The sequence below is a fragment of the Vibrio sp. 10N.261.52.C11 genome, from assembly GCF_041471405.1.
Taxonomy (GTDB): domain Bacteria; phylum Pseudomonadota; class Gammaproteobacteria; order Enterobacterales; family Vibrionaceae; genus Vibrio; species Vibrio crassostreae_C.
The window spans coordinates 1-18635 of the sequence record NZ_JBFROI010000017.1 but is presented as its reverse complement, the minus strand read 5'-3'; the positions used below and the strand labels follow the sequence as shown (position 1 = coordinate 18635).

Annotated in this window: 11 protein-coding genes and 1 pseudogene; all 12 read left to right on the top strand. The window is 45.8% G+C overall.

Features of this window, described 5'->3' with window-relative positions; genetic code table 11:
• Nucleotides 1-73: 73 nt before the first annotated feature.
• A complete protein-coding gene (gltB, locus tag AB4323_RS06905; protein WP_017072314.1) occupies nucleotides 74-4621 on the top strand; it encodes a glutamate synthase large subunit in 4548 nt (1515 codons plus the stop codon).
• Nucleotides 4621-6090 (top strand): glutamate synthase subunit beta, encoded by a 1470-nt coding sequence (locus AB4323_RS06900; RefSeq protein WP_017066517.1) that lies wholly within the window; start codon nucleotides 4621-4623, stop codon nucleotides 6088-6090. Before gltB (AB4323_RS06905) ends, AB4323_RS06900 begins: the two co-directional genes overlap by 1 nt.
• Before the next feature lie 428 nt (nucleotides 6091-6518).
• Nucleotides 6519-10982 carry a glutamate synthase large subunit gene (gene gltB / locus AB4323_RS06895; RefSeq protein ID WP_372151992.1) on the top strand — a complete coding sequence of 1488 codons (4464 nt, stop codon included), beginning with the start codon at nucleotides 6519-6521 and terminating at the stop codon, nucleotides 10980-10982.
• Between the two features lie 16 nt (nucleotides 10983-10998).
• A complete protein-coding gene (locus tag AB4323_RS06890) occupies nucleotides 10999-12411 on the top strand; it encodes an FAD-dependent oxidoreductase (protein ID WP_017059302.1) in 1413 nt (470 codons plus the stop codon).
• Nucleotides 12412-12583: 172 nt separating this feature from the next.
• On the top strand, nucleotides 12584-13012 hold the full coding sequence (locus tag AB4323_RS06885; RefSeq protein ID WP_017059301.1) for a DUF1499 domain-containing protein: 429 nt from the start codon (nucleotides 12584-12586) through the stop codon (nucleotides 13010-13012).
• Between the two features lie 127 nt (nucleotides 13013-13139).
• Nucleotides 13140-13835: a 5'-methylthioadenosine/S-adenosylhomocysteine nucleosidase gene (gene mtnN / locus AB4323_RS06880; RefSeq protein ID WP_017066514.1), complete on the top strand. Its 696-nt coding sequence runs from the start codon at nucleotides 13140-13142 to the stop codon at nucleotides 13833-13835.
• 10 nt (nucleotides 13836-13845) lie between these two features.
• Entirely contained in the window at nucleotides 13846-14799 is a 954-nt protein-coding gene (locus AB4323_RS06875; protein ID WP_372151990.1) for a cobalamin biosynthesis family protein, read from the top strand.
• Between the two features lies 1 nt (nucleotide 14800).
• A complete protein-coding gene (btuF, locus tag AB4323_RS06870; RefSeq protein ID WP_017066512.1) occupies nucleotides 14801-15670 on the top strand; it encodes a vitamin B12 ABC transporter substrate-binding protein BtuF in 870 nt (289 codons plus the stop codon).
• 74 nt (nucleotides 15671-15744) lie between these two features.
• On the top strand, nucleotides 15745-16362 hold the full coding sequence (locus AB4323_RS06865; protein WP_017070823.1) for a TRIC cation channel family protein: 618 nt from the start codon (nucleotides 15745-15747) through the stop codon (nucleotides 16360-16362).
• A gap of 247 nt (nucleotides 16363-16609) precedes the next feature.
• Nucleotides 16610-17119: pseudogene (locus tag AB4323_RS06860) on the top strand (IS5/IS1182 family transposase); the annotation flags it as partial.
• Between the two features lie 669 nt (nucleotides 17120-17788).
• Nucleotides 17789-18064: a hypothetical protein gene (locus AB4323_RS06855; protein ID WP_017066511.1), complete on the top strand. Its 276-nt coding sequence runs from the start codon at nucleotides 17789-17791 to the stop codon at nucleotides 18062-18064.
• A 113-nt stretch (nucleotides 18065-18177) separates the two neighbouring features.
• The gene (locus AB4323_RS06850; RefSeq protein WP_372151988.1) at nucleotides 18178-18468 is read left to right on the top strand and encodes a hypothetical protein; all 291 of its coding nucleotides are present in this window, start codon (nucleotides 18178-18180) and stop codon (nucleotides 18466-18468) included.
• Nucleotides 18469-18635 lie beyond the last annotated feature (167 nt).

The following is an 18635-nucleotide window of genomic DNA, read 5'->3' as shown; positions in this document are numbered from 1 at the left end:
CCATAAATATAAAAGGACAAGGCTGACTTTATACAAATAAGTTGCGCCTAGATTTAACTGGAAGGATGTATCTATGGTAGATCAAGAGCAGAACTCACAGGGTCTGTATACTCCTGAATTGGAGCATGACGCTTGTGGTATCGGTTTTGTTGCGCATCTAAAGAATCGCAAATCTCATGATGTAGTAACTCAAGCACTCGATATGCTTGCACGTATGGAACACCGTGGCGGCCAAGGCTGCGATCCGTGTTCTGGTGATGGTGCAGGTATCCTGCTACAGAAGCCGCACGAATTCTTACTAGAAGAAGCCGTAAAGCTTGGAATTAAGCTGCCATCTTTTGAAAAATATGGTGTTGGTGTTGTACTTTTCCCTAAAGATGAACACAAACGTGCACAGTGTCGTGACATTCTAGAACGCAATGCACAACGCCTTGAGTTAGAAGTTATCGGTTACCGTGAACTTCCAACGGACAATTCAATGATTGGTGCTGACCCACTAAGCACTGAACCTCAATTTGAACACGTATTTATTTCTGGCGGCCCTGGTATCACACCAGAAGAGCTTGAGCGTAAACTGTATGTTCTACGTAACTACACGGTTCGTGTATGCCTAGAAAGCGTTTCAAATATCGGTGATGACTTCTACATCAACTCTATGTCTTACAAGACATTGGTGTACAAAGGTCAGCTAACAACTGAACAAGTTCCTCAGTACTTCCTAGATCTGCAAAACCCAACCATGGTGACAGCTCTAGCACTAGTACACTCTCGCTTCTCTACCAATACATTCCCACGTTGGCGTCTAGCTCAGCCTTTCCGTTACATCGCGCACAATGGCGAAATCAATACGGTTCGCGGCAACCTGAACTGGATGAAAGCACGTGAAGCAATCCTAGAATCGGACCTGTTTACACAAGCTGAAATCGACATGCTGCTTCCTATCTGTCAGGAAGGTAGTTCGGATTCATCAAACTTCGATATGGCACTGGAACTACTTGTTCTTTCAGGTCGTACTCTGCCACACGCGTTGATGATGATGATCCCGGAAGCATGGCAAGAAAACAAAAACATGGATCCAACTCGTCGTGCGTTCTACCAGTACCACGCGAACGTAATGGAACCATGGGATGGCCCAGCATCAGTATGTTTCACCGATGGTGTTCAAGTAGGTGCAACACTTGACCGTAACGGTCTGCGTCCTTCTCGCTACACAGTAACTAAAGACGACTTCCTAGTAATGGCGTCTGAGTCTGGTGTTGTTGAGATTGCACCTGAAAACGTTGAGTACCGTGGTCGTCTACAACCAGGTCGTATCTTCGTTGCTGACCTTGAGCAAGGCCGCATCATTTCTGATGAAGAAGTGAAAGACAGCATTGCTAAAGCACAACCTTACGAAAAGTGGGTTGAAGAGAACCTTCTGAGCCTGAAAAAGCTACCGGATGCGAGCAACGAATTTAGCCAACCTTCTCCAGAGAAACTACTACACAAACAACAATCGTTTGGCGTGAGTTCTGAAGAAGTAAACGAAATCATTCTACCTCTTGCGAAAACAGGCTACGAGCCACTTTCTGCAATGGGTGCTGACTGGCCGCTAGCGATTCTTTCTCACCAATCGCAGCACCTTTCAAACTACTTCAAACAGTTGTTTGCACAAGTAACTAACCCGCCGATCGACCCGATTCGTGAGCGCATGGTTATGTCTCTGAACACTTACCTAGGTAAAGACCAGAACTTACTTGCTGAAACACCTGAGCACTGTCAAAAAGTAGAACTTGAGTCTCCAGTACTGTCTAACTCTGAGTTAGAAAAACTGCGTGCAATCGATAACGAGCACCTTCAGGCGAAGACGCTGGATATCGTATTCCAAGCAAATGGCGACCAAGGTAAGTTAGAGCGCGCACTTAAGCGTATCTGCCAATACGCAGAAGACGCAGTGATTGATGGCTACTCTATCATCCTACTGACAGACCGTGCGGTTAACTCTAACCATGCCGCTATTCCAGCAATGCTGGCGGTTGGCGCGGTTCACCACCACCTAATCCGTAAAGGTCTACGTGCTAAGTGTGACATCGTTGTTGAAACGGGCGACGCTCGTGAGACACACCACTTTGCAACGCTTATCGGTTATGGTGCAAACGCAGTTAACCCATACCTAGTTATTGAAACGATTGTTGAACTGCAACGTACTAAGAAGCTAGATCCAAACGTACACCCACGTGAGTTATTCGATAACTACCGTAAAGGTGTTAACGGCGGTCTACTTAAGATCTTCTCTAAGATGGGGATCTCTACGCTGCAGTCTTACCACGGTGCACAAATCTTTGAAGCACTTGGTGTTAGCAAATCAGTGGTTGAAAAATACTTCACAGGTACTGTTTCTCGTATCCAAGGTCTAACGATCGACGATATCGCGCGAGAAGTATTGGTTCGTCACCGTGTTGGTTACCCAGCTCGTGAAATTCCAGCTCAGATCCTTGATGTTGGTGGTGTTTACCAGTGGAAACAACGTGGTGAGAAACACTTATTCAACCCAGAAACGATTTCTCTACTTCAAGAATCGACGCGTAACAAAGATTACGGTCAGTTCAAGAAGTACGCAAAAGCAGTTGATGACCAAGGCGACAACGCAGCAACGCTACGTAGCCAACTGGACTTCATCAAGAACCCTGCAGGCTCTATTCCTCTAGCAGAAGTAGAACCAATCGAGAACATTCTTAAGCGTTTCGCAACCGGCGCAATGAGCTTTGGTTCAATCTCGCATGAGGCTCACTCAACACTGGCTGTTGCGATGAACCGCATTGGCGCGAAATCAAACTCAGGTGAAGGTGGTGAAGATCCAGCACGTTTCGAACGTAAAGAAAACGGCGACTGGGAACGTTCAGCAATCAAACAGGTGGCTTCTGGTCGCTTTGGTGTAACGTCTTACTACCTATCTAACGCTGATGAGCTACAAATCAAGATGGCTCAAGGTGCGAAACCGGGCGAAGGTGGTCAACTACCTGGTGATAAGGTTGATGACTGGATCGGCGCAACGCGTCACTCGACTCCAGGCGTAGGTCTTATCTCGCCACCGCCACACCACGATATCTACTCAATCGAAGATTTGGCTCAGCTAATCTACGATCTGAAGAACGCGAACCGTAACGGCCGTGTCAACGTGAAGCTAGTATCAGAAGCTGGCGTAGGTACGATTGCATCAGGTGTAGCAAAAGCGAAAGCTGACGTAGTACTTATCGCAGGTTTCGATGGTGGTACGGGTGCATCTCCGATGTCTTCTATCCGTCACACAGGTCTGCCTTGGGAACTAGGTCTAGCAGAAACGCACCAAACACTACTGAAAAACGGCCTACGTAACCGTATCGTTGTTCAGTCTGATGGTCAGATGAAAACACCACGTGACCTTGCAGTAGCAACGTTACTTGGCGCTGAAGAATGGGGCGTAGCAACAGCAGCTCTAGTGGTTGAAGGCTGTATCATGATGCGTAAGTGTCACAAGAATACATGTCCTGTTGGTATCGCAACACAGAACAAGACTCTGCGTGAGCGTTTCGACGGCCGCGTAGAAGACGTAGTCACTTTCTTCCAATACATGGCTGAAGGCCTGCGTGAAGTAATGGCTGAACTTGGCTTCCGCTCTATCGATGAGATGGTTGGTCAATCGCACAAACTTAAAGTTCGTGATGACATCGGTCACTGGAAGTACAAGAACCTAGATCTAACACCGGTACTGCACATCGAGCAGGCGCGTGAAGAAGATGGTATCTACAACCAGACACAACAAAACCACAACCTAGAAGACGTTCTAGACCGCAAGTTGATTCAAGCTGCGATTCCAGCTCTTGAGAAAGGCGAAGCCGTGAATGCAAGCTTCCCTATCATCAACACGGACCGCTCTGCAGGTACCATGCTGTCGAACGAAATCTCGAAGGTTTACAAAGACCAAGGTTTACCACAACCAATGAACGTTAAGTTCCACGGTAGTGCTGGCCAATCTTTCGGTGCGTTCCTTGCGAAAGGCGTTAAGTTCGAAGTAGAAGGCGACGCGAACGATTACTGGGGTAAAGGTCTGTCTGGCGGTACTTTGGTACTGTACCCAGATGCGAAATCGACTATCGTTGCTGAAGACAACATCGTGGTAGGTAACGTATGTTTCTACGGTGCGACCTCAGGTGAATCTTTCATTCGCGGTATGGCTGGCGAACGTTTCTGTGTTCGTAACTCTGGTGCTAAGGTTGTTGTTGAAGGCGTTGGTGACCACGGTTGTGAATACATGACTGGCGGTGTTGCGATTATCCTTGGCTCAACAGGTCGTAACTTTGCTGCGGGCATGAGTGGCGGTGTGGCTTATGTATGGGATAAAGCGGGTGACTTCGAAACCAAGCTGAACTCTGAACTTGTAGACCTAGATCCAATTGAACAAGAAGATAAAGATCTTCTACTAGATATGCTAACGAAGCATGTTGAATTCACAGGAAGTGAAGTTGCTCAGTCTTTCCTAGACAACTTTGAAGCAAGTGTTGCATCGCTAGTTAAAGTAATGCCACGCGACTACAAAGCGGTTCTTGAAAAGCGTAAAGCTGAAGCACAACAGGCACAAACGGAAGAAGTGGAGGCAGTATAATGGGTAAGCCTACTGGATTTTTAGAACACGGTCGTGAGCTTCCAAAGAAGCTCGACCCGTCAGTTCGAATTGAAGACAACAAAGAGTTCGTACTTAACGAAGAGTTTGGTGAAAAGATCAATACTCAAGCCTCTCGTTGTATGGACTGTGGCGTACCTTTCTGTCACAACGGCTGTCCGATTGGTAACATCATCCCAGAATTCAATGATGCGGTTTACCGTGACAGCTGGGAAGAGGCTTGGAATATCCTAAGCTCTACCAACAACTTCCCTGAGTTTACCGGTCGTGTTTGTCCTGCTCCTTGTGAAAGTGCCTGTGTTCTTGGTATCAACCAAGACCCAATCACTATCTGTAATATCGAGAAAACGATTGTTGAAACTGCGTACCGTGAAGGGTACGCAAAACCTAAAACACCACGCTCTCGCACAGGTAAAACTGTCGCAGTTATCGGTTCAGGTCCTGCTGGCTTAGCCGCAGCGGAGCAGCTAAACAGCGCTGGTCACTCGGTAACGGTATTTGAACGTGACGAGAAAGTCGGTGGTCTACTTCGCTTCGGTATCCCAGATTTCAAACTGGGTATGGACGTGATTGATCGTAAGATCAACCTAATGGCTGAAGCGGGCGTTGAGTTTAAAGTTAACCAACACATCGGTGTTGATGTTAACGCTCAGCAGCTACGCCAAGAGTTTGATGTGGTATTGCTAACGGGTGGTTCTACGGTTCCACGTGACTTGCCAATCCCTGGTCGTGAGTTGAAAGGCGTTCACTTTGCCATGGAATTCCTTGGTCAAAACAACCGCCGTGCTAACAACCTAGATCTTAAAACAGAAGAGATTCACGCTAAAGATAAGCACGTTGTGGTTATCGGTGGTGGTGATACTGGTTCTGACTGTGTGGGCACATCAAACCGTCATAAGGCAGCGAGCATTACTCAGGTTGAGATCATGCCGATCCCACCAGAGAAGCGCCCTGCAAACATGCCTTGGCCTCAATACCCAATGATCATGAAAACCACCACTTCTCACGAAGAAGGTTGTGAACGTCACTGGAACATCTTAACCAAAGAGTTCATCGGTAACGAGCAAGGTCAAGTGACGGGTCTACGTATTGCTGACATCGTTTGGCAAGATGCGAAACCAGGTGAGCGTCCAGGCTTTGATGAAGTCGCGAACTCTGAACGTGTTATTCCTTGTGACATGGCATTCCTAGCAATGGGCTTCTTACACCCGGAGCCAACCGGCGTGCTTGCTCAACTAGACATTAAACTGGACGAGCGCGGTAACGTCGCTTCTGAAGGTTTTGCAACGAACCAGAAAGGCGTTTTCGCTGCTGGTGATATGCGTACTGGTCAATCTCTAGTTGTACGTTGTATTAATGAAGGTCGTGAATGTGCAATTGCCATTGATGACTTCTTAATGGGTAACTCAAACTTAGAAGCGAAAGCTGATTCACTCATGCTTTCCGCATAATATTTCTCGGGCTAACGTCAATTACGTTAGCCTAGAGGAAAAGCAATACCCTTCCTAACTTTTATATTTGGCTAGCACTCGATGCTAGCCTTTTTTCTATCTGGCATTTGTCGTTTTCAAAATCATCCTGTTGTATATGTTAAATCTCGTTAACATTCACCTTATATATCTCATTGATATCCATCGACTATTTTAGATTATTAAGTGGCTAATCGCGTTTATGCATGATAATTAACCATGAACTTGACCTTAAACACAATTAGCTATACGTTGTAAAGCTGATGAAAATAAAATCAATCGGTTTTGTTAACACAACCAATAACGTTTTAACTGGCTAAAGCAAACTATCAGTTTATAAAAAACAACAAGTATATGAATAGTTAGTCATTTACTGTCTGGATGACAGAGAAGCAAAAGGGAGAATTGCAATGGCTCTATATGATCCTAGTCTTGAAAAAGACAACTGTGGATTTGGTTTAATAGCGCAAATGGAAGGCCAACCTAGTCATAAGTTGGTAAGAACTGCTATTTCAGCCCTCGATCGCATGACACACCGTGGTGGTATCGCTGCGGATGGTAAAACCGGGGATGGCTGTGGCTTATTACTACAGAAGCCTGACTCTTATCTCAGAATTATTGCTGAAGAGAATAACTTCAAGCTCGGCAAGCAATACGCTGTCGGCATGATTTTCTTCAGCCAAGATCCAATCAAAGCGCAATCCGCGCAAGACATCGTCAATAAAGAGCTCGCTCAAGAGACCTTAACGGTTGCAGGTTGGCGCGTAGTACCGACCAACACCGACGTATTAGGTCCGATTGCCAAAGATTCAGTTCCCAATATTCAGCAAGTGTTTATCTCGGCCCCCGCGGGTTGGCGTGAACGCGATATTGAACGACGCCTTTATATCGCTCGTCGCAGAATTGAAAAACAGATCACCGAAGACAAAGATTTCTATATTTGTAGCCTTTCAACACAAGTAATGGTCTACAAAGGTCTGTGTATGCCAGCCGATCTTCCGCGATTTTACCTCGATCTTGCAGACTTACGCATGGAATCGGCGATATGTCTGTTCCACCAGCGTTTCTCAACCAATACTCAGCCACGTTGGCCACTGGCTCAACCATTCCGCTATTTAGCGCACAATGGTGAGATCAATACCATTGAAGGTAACCGACAATGGGCTAAGGCTCGTGCCTATAAATTCTCTTCGCCGTTGCTGCCAGATTTACAAACCGCCGCACCCTTTGTGAATGAGACAGGCTCAGATTCATCAAGCCTAGATAACATGCTCGACCTGTTCCTTGCCGGTGGTATGGATGTGTTCCGAGCGATGCGCATGCTTGTGCCGCCCGCTTGGCAAAACCACCCAGATATGGACCCAGATCTACGTGCATTCTACGACTTCAACTCCAAGCACATGGAACCGTGGGATGGCCCTGCAGGTATCGTACTTTCTGATGGTCGTTACGCTGCGTGTAACCTCGATAGAAATGGCCTGCGTCCTGCGCGTTATGTCATCACCAAAGACAACCTGATCACCTTGGCATCTGAGGTCGGTATCTGGAACTACGCGCCAGATGAAGTGGCAGAGAAAGGCCGTGTCGGCCCAGGTGAATTGCTCGTCATAGATACGCGCCGCGGTAAATTGTGGCAATCTAACGAGATCGACAATGACCTTAAAGGTCGCCATCCTTATAAAGAGTGGATGGAAAAGAACGTTCACAAACTCACACCGTTTTCCGATCTGCCCGATGAGCAAGTCGGTAAGCGCAGCTTTGACGATGACACGCTCAAGACCTACCAAAAACAGTTTGCGATGAGCAACGAAGAGTCGGACCAAGTACTGCGTGTGCTTGGTGATATGGGACAAGAGGCCGTAGGCTCGATGGGCGATGATACGCCGATGGCTGTGCTCTCTTCAAAAGAACGCTTGGTCACTGATTACTTCCGTCAAAAGTTTGCACAAGTCACCAACCCACCGATTGATCCATTGCGTGAAAAACACGTGATGTCTTTGGCGACCAGTATTGGGAAAGAGATGAACGTGTTCTGTGAAACAGACGGTCACGCCTATCGTGTCACGTTTGATTCACCAGTACTGCTTTACTCAGACATGCAGCAGATTCTGCAGTTGAGTCAAAAACATTATCGTCATGTCATTCTCAGCATGCACTACGACCCGAATAACCAAGATCTAGAACAAGCAATCAAAGCAGTATGTGATAGCGCCGAACAAGAAGTCAGCGAAGGTGCGGTTTTAGTTGTGCTGTCGGACAAAGGTTTAGAGAAAGGAAAACTACCGATCCCTGCAGCCATGTTGGTTGGTGCGGTGCAAACAAGGCTTGCTGATACCAACCTGCGTTGTGATGCCAACATCGTTGTTGAGACAGCAACTGCGCGCGACCCACACCAATTTGCTGTGCTGCTTGGCTTCGGTGCAACCGCGGTTTACCCATACCTCGCTTATGAAGCGTTAGGTAAAATGTTGGATGATGGCTCTTTAGATAAAGATTATCGTGCCGCAATGCAAAATTACCAAAACGGCATCAACAAAGGTCTGTACAAGATCATGTCGAAGATGGGAATTTCAACCATTGCCTCTTATCGCTGTTCACAGCTTTTCGAAGCCGTTGGCCTTCATTCCGATGTTGTTGAGCTCTGTTTCCGCGGAGTTACCACTCGAATCCAAGGCGCAAGCTTTAGCGATTTCCAGCAAGATATCTATAACTTATCTCGTAAAGCCTGGACTAAGCGTAAGCCAATCGAGCACGGTGGTTTACTCAAATACGTACACGGCGGCGAATATCACGCCTATAACCCTGATGTGGTTGGCACTCTGCAAACTGCAGTAAAAACAGGTGAGACATCGGATTATCTCTCTTTTGCTAAGCAAGTAAATGCTCGTCCAGCTGCGATGTTACGCGACTTAATGAGCCTCAAAAAAGCCGATCAGCCTCTACCACTAGAGCAAGTCGAGCCTAACAGCGATCTGTTTAAACGCTTCGACTCTGCGGCAATGTCGATCGGTGCTTTGAGCCCAGAAGCGCATGAAGCATTAGCAATGGCGATGAACCGCTTGGGTGGTTACTCAAACTCTGGTGAAGGTGGTGAAGACCCTCGACGCTTTGGTACTGACCGTAACTCTCGTATCAAGCAGATAGCTTCCGGTCGTTTTGGTGTGACGCCACATTACTTAACCAATGCGGATGTTTTGCAGATCAAGGTCGCGCAAGGTGCGAAGCCTGGAGAAGGTGGTCAACTGCCCGGCCATAAAGTTACCGCAGAAATCGCTAAGCTGAGATATTCAGTTCAAGGGGTGACACTGATCTCCCCTCCTCCACATCACGATATTTATTCTATCGAGGATCTAGCGCAGCTGATTTTCGACCTTAAACAAGTGAACCCTAAAGCCTTGGTTTCAGTAAAGTTAGTATCGGAACCGGGTGTAGGCACGATTGCAACTGGTGTAGCGAAAGCCTATGCCGATCTGATCACCATTTCTGGCTACGATGGCGGTACCGCGGCAAGCCCTCTAACCTCGGTAAAATACGCAGGTTGCCCTTGGGAGCTTGGCTTAGCAGAAACTCAACAAGCACTGGTTGCTAACGGGCTTCGTCATAAGATCCGCCTGCAAGTCGATGGTGGTTTAAAAACTGGCCTTGATGTGATTAAAGGTGCGATTCTCGGTGCAGAAAGCTTTGGTTTTGGTACCGCGCCAATGGTCGCAATGGGTTGTAAGTTCTTACGAATTTGTCACCTAAACAACTGTGCGACGGGTGTTGCGACTCAAGATGAAACACTACGCCGCGAATACTTCAAAGGCCTGCCAGACATGGTGGTGAACTACTTTACAGGCCTAGCCGATGAAGTTCGCCAATACCTTGCAGAACTCGGCGTAGAAAAACTCACGGACCTGATTGGTCGTACTGACTTACTTGAAGCCGTTCAAGGCCTCACCGCGAAACAGAACAAGCTCGATCTCTCTTCAATACTCGAAGCTCCGGTATCTCCAGAAGGTCACCCTCTGTTTTGGACCGAGCCAAACGCACCATTTGATAAGGCTCAGCTCAACCAGCAGATCCTTGATGATGCCATTGATGCGATTGAGAAACGTCAATCCACCAGCCTTTACTACAACGTAATCAACACCGATCGCTCGGTTGGCGCTCGTATCTCTGGCGAAATCGCGAAACGCTACGGTAACCAAGGCATGGCGGGCTCACCAATTAAGTTGTACCTCGATGGTACAGCAGGCCAATCTTTTGCGGTTTGGAACGCCGGTGGCGTCGAGTTATACCTAACGGGCGATGCCAATGACTATGTTGGCAAAGGCATGGCTGGCGGCAAAGTGGTTATCAAGCCTCACCAAGGCACTGCATTTGTTTGTAACGAAGCGACCATCATCGGTAACACCTGTTTGTATGGTGCAACCGGAGGCAAGCTATTTGCAGCAGGAACTGCCGGCGAGCGATTTGGCGTGCGTAACTCAGGCACGGTTGCTGTGATTGAAGGCGCTGGTGACAACGCCTGTGAATACATGACCGGCGGTATTGTTGCCATTCTTGGCGCAACTGGCGTCAACTTCGGTGCAGGTATGACAGGTGGCTTCGCTTATGTCATGGATAAGAACGAAGACTTCCAAGGTCGAGTAAATAACGAGTCGGTCGAGGCACTTTCTCTGTCTGACTTATTTATCCACCAAGAACATCTGCGTGGCTTAATTGCAGAGCACTTAGAAGAGACAGGTTCAGTACACGCTGAAGCGATTCTGGCGAACTTTGATGAATGGATTCCGAAGTTCTACCTAGTGAAGCCAAAGACGGCGGATCTTAATACCTTGCTCGGTCACCAAAGCCGCAGCTCTGCTGAACTTCGTGTTCAAGCGCAATAATTGGAAGGAGCCAATAATGAGCCAGAATGTATACCAATTTATTGATGTGAATCGCGTAGACCCAGCGAAGAAACCAATCAAGATACGTAAGATTGAGTTTGTAGAGATCTACGAACCTTTCACTAAACAGCAAGCGAAAGCGCAAGCAGACCGTTGTTTAGACTGTGGTAACCCATACTGTGAATGGAAATGTCCTGTTCACAACTACATCCCTCAGTGGCTTAAGCTTGCCAATGAAGGGCGCATTATCGAAGCCGCTGAACTGTCTCACCAAACCAACAGCCTGCCTGAGGTTTGCGGTCGAGTTTGCCCTCAAGACCGCTTGTGTGAGGGCTCTTGTACCCTCAATGACGATTTCGGTGCCGTAACCATTGGCAATATTGAAAAGTACATTACCGACAAAGCCTTTGAGATGGGTTGGAAGCCTGACATGTCTCACGTTGAGTGGACTGATAAAAAGGTCGCGATCATCGGTGCGGGGCCAGCAGGTCTAGCGGCGGCTGACATCCTAGTTCGTAATGGCGTAAAAGCCGTTGTGTTTGACCGCTATCCGGAGATCGGTGGCCTACTGACGTTTGGTATTCCATCGTTCAAGCTTGAGAAAGGCATCATGGAAAATCGTCGCCGTATCTTTAGCGAGATGGGCGTCGAGTTCCAAATGAATACCGAAGTCGGCAAAGATGTACAACTTCAGCAACTCGTCGATGACTACGACGCTGTTTTCCTTGGTGTCGGCACCTATAAAAACATGCGTGCGGGTTTAGACAACGAAGATGCACCGGGCGTTTATGATGCTCTGCCATTCTTGATTTCTAATACCTACAAGGTCATGGAACTGGAAAACCCAACCCCATTTATCGATATGCAAGGTAAGAAAGTCGTCGTGCTTGGTGGTGGTGATACGGCGATGGACTGCGTTCGAACCTCTATTCGTCAGAATGCGGCAGATGTGGTGTGTGCTTACCGCCGAGATGAAGCCAACATGCCAGGTTCTCGCCGTGAGGTAAAAAATGCACGTGAAGAGGGGGTGAAGTTCAAGTTCAACCTACAACCTATCGGCTTAGAGCTTAACAGCGCTGGTCATGTGGTTGGTGTGAAATTCGTGAAAACCGCTTTGGGTGAGCCTGATGAAGCAGGCCGTCGTCGTCCAGAACCTGTCGAAGGCAGTGAGCATGTTCTTGAGGCTGATGCCGTAATTATGGCATTTGGTTTCCAACCTCATACGATGGAATGGCTAGAACCTTTCGGTGTGGAGCTCGATCAGTGGGGTCGCATCAAGGCTCCTAACAAACAAGAGTTTCAATACCAAACCACCAACAGCAAGATATTTGCAGGTGGCGATGCGGTTCGAGGATCTGACTTAGTGGTGACCGCTATCGATGAAGGCCGTAAAGCCGCAGAAGGGATCTTGGACTACCTAGAAGTGTGACTAATCTAAGGTTTCCTTTATTACTCAGGCCGTTACTATAAAAAAGGGATCCAATGATGGATCCTTTTTTGAATTAGATACGTTTATCACAAGCATATCGAAAAATACGTAAAACAATCGCAAACAAGCCAATACCTATAACTAAAATTAAAACAACGCCATAGGAAACATTATGAAAAAAGCAGCTCTCCTCTCGTTATCACTTTTAACGTTAACCGCTTGCAGCCAAGGAATCACGGACATGAAAGACAGAACTTCATCACCTTGTGGAGACAAACCAAACTGCGTATCAACTCAAGATGATCGTGAGCAACATGCATTGGCCGCGTTTGAGTTGTCAGATTCAGCGAGCTTAGATGCGATTGAGCAGGTTGCGCTAACCTTACCGGGATCAAAAACCGCGAGTAAAACAGAAGATTATCTGCGTGTTGAATGTACTTCGCGCATCATGCGTTTTGTCGATGACTTAGAACTTAAAATCACGGATGGCAAACTGATCGTGCGTTCAGAGTCTCGTACTGGCCATTCTGATTTTGGCGTAAACCGAAAACGAGCTGAACAACTTCGTGCTAGCTTGAAAAGCGAAGGCCTAATCAAATAGATAAAAGAATACGCAGATAAATCGCTACTATTCGGATGAGAAGTGCCTCTGGGCAGTCGCTCGACACTTCTTATCCATGCTACAATTTCGCTCTACTGTTTAAATATTATTTATTAAGAGACTACACATGAAAATCGGCATCATTGGCGCAATGGAGCAAGAAGTTGCGATCCTAAAAGCAGCAATTTCAGACATTACTGAAGTTAATAAAGGCGGTTGTACCTTTTTCTCTGGTCAGCTAAATGGTGTTGACGTTGTTTTGCTTCAATCTGGCATTGGTAAAGTAGCAGCGGCTGTTGGTACTTCAATCCTACTAAGCGAATACCAACCAGATGTCGTTCTTAACACGGGCTCTGCTGGCGGTTTTGATTCAACACTGTACCTTGGCGATGTGGTTATCTCAACTGAAGTTCGACACCACGATGCAGACGTTACAGCTTTCGGTTACGAAATCGGCCAAATGGCAGGTCAACCTGCAGCGTTCAAAGCTGACGACAAACTGATGGCTGTTGCTGAACAAGCACTAGCACAAATGGAAGACAAGCATGCCGTTCGCGGTCTTATCTGTACTGGCGACGCATTTGTTTGCACAGCAGAACGCCAAGAGTTCATCCGCAAGCACTTCCCATCTGTTGTTGCTGTAGAGATGGAAGCATCGGCTATCGCTCAAGCTTGTCACCAATTCCAAGTACCATTCGTGGTTGTTCGTGCAATCTCTGATGTTGCAGACAAAGAATCACCAATGAGCTTCGAAGAGTTCCTGCCACTAGCAGCGCAAAGCTCTTCTGAAATGGTTATCAAGATGGTTGCCCTACTAAAGTAAGCGACTAGACATGCAAACACTGTTTGATCAGGTATTTGCAAATGGCGTGCTCCTTGTGATGTGGGGAGCACTGCTTTTTCATTTAATTTTACCTATCCCCCATGCCGCACACCCCACGACCTTATGGCATAAGTTTGCTGAGCTTTTAGCAAGCAAGGTTAATAACAACCACAACTATTCCCAAAGTTTAATCTCAGGCACATTAGCCTGGGGGTTAATGGTACTGCCAACTCTGGTTATTCTATTGGCACTGCAACCATTGGTTTGGCAATCTCAACTGTTTGAATTGGCACTGTTATTACTCGCGATTGATTGGCGCAATAATGAAAAGCTGGCTAACCAACTGATCAAAGTACTTGGCCGAGAAGATAAAGCGGCCGCTCGTCAGTTACTGGCTCCGATTGTCAACCGTCAAACCGAATCACTTTCGTCACTTGGCCTCGGCAAAGCCGCCACAGAAACCATAATCATGGGTTACGCTCGTAACGTAGTTTGTGTGTTGTTCTGGTACGCCATTGGTGGTGGAATCGCTGCGTTAATGTATCGCCTTGTGGTCGAGTTAGCTCGAGCTTGGTCGCCAAGTCGCAAGCAGTTTTCTCCTTTCGGCTCAACGGCAATCAAGATCGTCGCTATCCTAGAACTTATACCAATGCGCTTATTTGCCTTGATGATCGTCTTTGGTGATAAAGCAACGCACACATTTAAGATGATGCTAGTCCAAAGTCGCTCTTGGCCACTACCCGGCCCAGCCTGGTTAATCACGGCTGTTGGCAACAAGCTGGAGTTATCATTAGGTGGCCCTGCGATTTACGACAACACTAAAGCCATTCGCGCGAAAGTAGGCGGAAGAATCGCACCGTCAGCTCTGCATCTATCTCAGGTTCAGAAACTACTCTTTGGTCGCATCGCTATCTGGATATTTTTACAAAGCCTAGCCTTACTATTTATTCACCAAGGGATTTAGAGTGAAACCTTCAGCACTTGTTACAAGCCTTACTATTTTGTCTTCCAGCTTATGGCTGCCTTTATCATTTGCAGAAGAAGCACCACGGACTCAAGAACAAGTACAGCCGGCTCAACGCGTAGTCAGCCTTGCTCCTCATGCCACTGAACTCGCGTACAGCGCTGGTTTAGGCAACAACCTTGTTGCCGTAAGTGAACGAAGTGATTACCCACCACAAGCCGATAAGCTTGAAAAAGTGGCAAACTATCAAGGTATCAAGGTTGAGAAGATCATCGCACTTCAGCCTGATTTGATTCTTGCGTGGCCAGCGGGAAACCCGCCCAGAGAGCTCGCGAAACTAGAGCAATTTGGTTTTAATATTTACTACTCCAAGACCAAAAGCCTAGACAGTATCGCAACCAATATTGAACAACTGAGCGAATACGCTAGCGATCCAAGCATTGGCGAAAATAACGCTCAGCAATACAGAGAGCAGCTCAACGCGTTGAGACTAGAATACAAAGATGCCGAGCCAGTAAACTACTTCTACCAGCTCAGTGAAAAGCCGATCATCACTGTTGCTCAAGGACACTGGCCAAGTGAGGTGTTTGAGTTTTGTGGTGGACACAATATTTTTGAAGACAGCGCCTCGCCATATCCGCAAGTTGGTATTGAACAAGTTGTATTAAGAAAACCGCAAGTGATTTTCACTTCTCAGCACGCGATTGAGAATGGAACCATGTGGCAAACATGGGAAGATGAAATCCCAGCAGTCGCTCAAAATCAGATTTGGTCCCTCAATTCAGACTGGATTAATCGCCCGACAACGAGAACTTTGAAAGCGATCCAACAAGTGTGCGATTTCTTCGATAGAGCTAGGCAAAATCACTAACTATTTGCTGCGTTTTTTCGTACAATTCGCCACCGACCTGTCCCTACAATTTTAACTATAAGAGCACCAGTATCATGGACTCCATGCTGCTTTATATTATCGATTTATTTGGCACTGCCATCTTTGCCGTCTCAGGCGTATTTGTCGCTGGCCGTCTTAAGATGGATCCCTTTGGCGTCGCCGTTCTAGGCAGTGTAACCGCGATTGGCGGCGGCACAATTCGTGACATGGCATTGGGTGCAACTCCCGTGTTTTGGATCACCGATACCACCTACCTTTGGGTCATCATCATCACCTGTTTGCTGACCATGATTATTGTAAGACGCCCGAAACGTCTGGCTTGGTGGATATTGCCGGTATGTGATGCGATTGGCCTAGCGGTGTTTGTTGGCATTGGTGTAGAAAAAGCACTTATCTATCAAGATTCAGCACTAGTGGCGATCATCATGGGTGTCATCACCGGCTGCGGTGGCGGTATTATCCGCGACGTACTTGCCCGTGAAGTGCCTATGATTCTAAGAAGTGAAGTCTACGCGACCGCTTGTATCATTGGTGGCGCTTTCCATACCGTGGCGATCAGCATGGGGCACGACTCAGAAACTGCATTTCTGGCCGGCGTGTTCTCAACACTATTGATCAGGCTTGGCGCTATTCGTTGGCATTTATCATTGCCAACCTTCGCCATCAAATAAGCTATCGTTACAAAGTGAAAGGCTCCGCAAAGGGGCCTCTATCATCTACATTTTAGTGTGAACTAAGCAGCCTTCACGAAATGACCTGCTACGAAATACCAATCCCTTCCAATTTTCATCATTGATTTGTGTGCGTTTACTCGCACACGTTTAAGAGGCCTCTCTCGTACACAAATTGCAAAATATCTCCAAGTCAGTCGAACCAAGATAAATAAGTGGGGGGATTGAGGTTAGCCCCCCCCCCTTTAATTACACCTGTATAAGCTATCGCTCACAAACGGTAAAGTTAAATATTGGAATAAATATAAAGGTGCTGCTCACCACATAGCCATAGACTCAACAGAACTCAGGACCTTTAGAGAGAGTGAGTAAAAGATGAAAAACATGGCTCGAAAAGCAGAGAACATAGCGTAAGCTTTGACGTTGATATCCACGAAGCCATTAGTTATTAGATTAGCCTTGTAAAGCTTGGCGATAATGAGGTGATGCCAACATTATTTATTTCTTTACGTAGAAAGATCCGCGCCGTCTCAGAGGGGGGAGACTTACGACACAAAAATTCAGCACTTTGGAAAGACGGACATCCCAGAAATGAAAGAGTAACAGCTCTGAAAAATGGGATTATAACGGAGTGGAAAGCCAAGCTTGGTTATCACTACCTGAAATCGCAATGCCGCGATATAAAGGGCTATTCAGTGGTCAATTAAGCTTGAGATATTACAACGTTCAAGGGGCAAATCTTGTCGTTAATATATGATTATATTGAAATTCACCTCATTATCACGCCGAAAAACTGGTTAAGTTCGAAGATTACAAACCTCAAATTGCAACAAAAAGAATCAATTAGACACTCTCTCACAAAAAAACTTACCATCTGGTTAGTAAAAAAAGTGACCGCCATCAAACTTTCTAGTTAAAGTTCCTTATCTACAACCATAAGCTCACTCAATCAAAATAAACCCATCGATAAAAATCTGAACAAACATCACAAAAATGGAACACTCATCGGCACCAATAAATTATGTTACAAATGGTTTCTAGTGCAAACTCAATTTGCGCATGGCTACAATGACGCGCTCAAAAGTCAATCAGACATAAGTGTTCGAAAAAGCACTTTTAAAACTCAACTAGCCCATAGAAACTGAGTTTATAGAAACAGTACGCATCTGCTTGGCGATCAATTATCGAGCAATTGAGATGGTTATTAACCTTTAATCACGAAATAGAAATCACCCAAAATAAATTATTGACATTGGAATGGTTGTACGTAAAAAAACCTGACAGAACTTTTTATTACAAATATAATTTATTACACTTCCATGACAATTAACAAAAATAAAATAAAAGTGAAACAATTAATGCATTTGACTTAATTGTTCTACGTGGATTAACCTTTTAGAACACAAACACTAATTAGGGGATTAAAATGAACGACTCAATTAAAGAAGCTAGACTTAAGAACAACATGAAGAACCCAATTGTTGCCTTAGCACTTGGCTTCTTTATTCCAGGTGCTGGTCAAATGTACGCAGGAAGCGTCATGTGGGGTATTATTAATCTAATCATTGCTATTGTATGTGCAATTACCGTGATTGCATCTCCAATTAGTTTCATCATTTGGGCTGTAGCACTATTTATGGGTTACAAAGGCACAAAAGAGTTTAACAACAAAGTATTGGATACAGCGGAAAGCCAAGCCTAGTCTTTGCAAGAGCAATCGCACAATATATACACTCAATAGTTTGATTTAGTGGCTAGTCAAAGCCAAACTGACGACTTAAATAAAGACCTTTAACTAATATTAAAGTTACCATCATGACGATTAGAATCTTCACCATTAGCCTTGCTACTATTCTTATAACTGGCTGTGGCAACGACTCGAAAAAAGTTGAGTCTCTTGTTGAACAAGGCATCATTGAAGCAACTGGAGCTACTATGGGGCTTGTAGAAACGACCATCGATAAAATCAACTGCTCAAAGAAAAAACACCCTAATGTTAGAAATACATCATACTTTTGCGATGTATCTATCACAGTAGCAAATAAAGACTTTGGCATTGAAGAGGCAATTTCTGAATCAGGTTATTTTGACTTTGATGGTAAATAGACAATTACCCCTCTCGACTAATTTCAATCTATTAATTTAAAACACAAAATAGAACAATCGATTATCAAATGACATAGTTCAAGCTGTTTTATCAAAATTTAAATAACATATGGTGACCAAAATTATCTAAATTATTTTTGGTCACTACCTATTGCTATGAAAAATAT